Annotated in this window: 13 tRNA genes; all 13 read right to left on the reverse strand. The window is 50.7% G+C overall.

The window, feature by feature from the left end:
- Nucleotides 1-6: 6 nt before the first annotated feature.
- Nucleotides 7-79: transfer RNA gene (locus HMPREF2767_RS02135), tRNA-Met, on the reverse strand.
- A gap of 15 nt (nt 80-94) precedes the next feature.
- A tRNA-Ser gene (locus tag HMPREF2767_RS02140) sits at nt 95-184 on the reverse strand.
- A gap of 25 nt (nt 185-209) precedes the next feature.
- Nucleotides 210-283 (reverse strand) — tRNA-Ile (locus HMPREF2767_RS02145).
- Nucleotides 284-291: 8 nt separating this feature from the next.
- Nucleotides 292-365, reverse strand: a tRNA-Met gene (locus HMPREF2767_RS02150).
- A gap of 33 nt (nt 366-398) precedes the next feature.
- Nucleotides 399-474 (reverse strand) — tRNA-Ala (locus HMPREF2767_RS02155).
- A 6-nt stretch (nt 475-480) separates the two neighbouring features.
- Nucleotides 481-554, reverse strand: a tRNA-Pro gene (locus HMPREF2767_RS02160).
- Between the two features lie 13 nt (nt 555-567).
- Nucleotides 568-641 (reverse strand) — tRNA-Arg (locus HMPREF2767_RS02165).
- A 7-nt stretch (nt 642-648) separates the two neighbouring features.
- Nucleotides 649-737: transfer RNA gene (locus HMPREF2767_RS02170), tRNA-Leu, on the reverse strand.
- 12 nt (nt 738-749) lie between these two features.
- Nucleotides 750-824, reverse strand: a tRNA-Gly gene (locus HMPREF2767_RS02175).
- Nucleotides 825-840: 16 nt separating this feature from the next.
- Nucleotides 841-925, reverse strand: a tRNA-Leu gene (locus tag HMPREF2767_RS02180).
- Nucleotides 926-933: 8 nt separating this feature from the next.
- Nucleotides 934-1,006, reverse strand: a tRNA-Lys gene (locus tag HMPREF2767_RS02185).
- 4 nt (nt 1,007-1,010) lie between these two features.
- Nucleotides 1,011-1,086 (reverse strand) — tRNA-Thr (locus HMPREF2767_RS02190).
- A 5-nt stretch (nt 1,087-1,091) separates the two neighbouring features.
- Nucleotides 1,092-1,167: transfer RNA gene (locus tag HMPREF2767_RS02195), tRNA-Val, on the reverse strand.
- Nucleotides 1,168-1,252: the final 85 nt, after the last annotated feature.

Genomic DNA, 1,252 nt, shown 5'->3' on the forward strand with positions numbered 1-1,252 from the left:
AAAAAATTGCGGGAAGTGGATTTGAACCACTGACCTCCGGGTTATGAGCCCGACGAGCTACCAACTGCTCCATCCCGCGATAATAAAAAGAAAACGGAGGAAGAGGGATTCGAACCCCCGCGAGCTGTTACGCCCCTGTCGGTTTTCAAGACCGATCCCTTCAGCCAGGCTTGGGTATTCCTCCATAATAATATTAAATTAAAATTCGATGGACCTTGCAGGACTCGAACCTGCGACCAAACGGTTATGAGCCGTTTGCTCTAACCAACTGAGCTAAAGGTCCACTTTAAGTGGCGGTGGAGGGGATCGAACCCCCGACCTTTCGGGTATGAACCGAACGCTCTAGCCAGCTGAGCTACACCGCCTGGTATACTCATCAAACTTATATATAAAACTAATGGTGGAGAGTAGCGGGATCGAACCGCTGACCTCCTGCGTGCAAAGCAGGCGCTCTCCCAGCTGAGCTAACCCCCCATTATATCGGGAATATAGGATTCGAACCTACGACTCCTTGGTCCCAAACCAAGTGCTCTACCAAGCTGAGCTAATTCCCGTCACTTTTATATACGCGCCCAAGAGGAGTCGAACCCCTAACCTTCTGATCCGTAGTCAGACGCTCTATCCAATTGAGCTATGGGCGCTTAAAAATGGTGCCGAGGACCGGAATCGAACCGGTACGGTAATCACTTACCGCAGGATTTTAAGTCCTGTGCGTCTGCCTGTTCCGCCACCCCGGCGCAACCATTTAATGGAGCGGAAGACGGGATTCGAACCCGCGACCCCCACCTTGGCAAGGTGGTGTTCTACCACTGAACTACTTCCGCGATATTTAATTTTTTATGGTGCGGGTAAAGGGAGTCGAACCCCCACGCCCGAAGGCGCTAGATCCTAAGTCTAGTGCGTCTGCCAATTCCGCCATACCCGCTTAAAGAGTGAGCCGTACAGGAATCGAACCTGTGACCCTCTGATTAAAAGTCAGATGCTCTACCGACTGAGCTAACGGCTCTAGATGGTGCCGGCCAGAGGACTTGAACCCCCAACCTACTGATTACAAGTCAGTTGCTCTACCAATTGAGCTAGGCCGGCATAAATGGTGGAGAATGGCGGGCTCGAACCACCGACCCCCTGCTTGTAAGGCAGGTGCTCTCCCAGCTGAGCTAATTCTCCGCACGTATTATTATTACATATTTCTTGTATGTATGCAACACTTTTTTAAAAATAAATGTTTGCCTAGCGACGTCCTACTCTAGCA

Origin of the sequence: Nosocomiicoccus sp. HMSC067E10 (assembly GCF_001810835.1) — a bacterium.
Lineage (GTDB): Bacteria > Bacillota > Bacilli > Staphylococcales > Salinicoccaceae > Nosocomiicoccus > Nosocomiicoccus ampullae_A.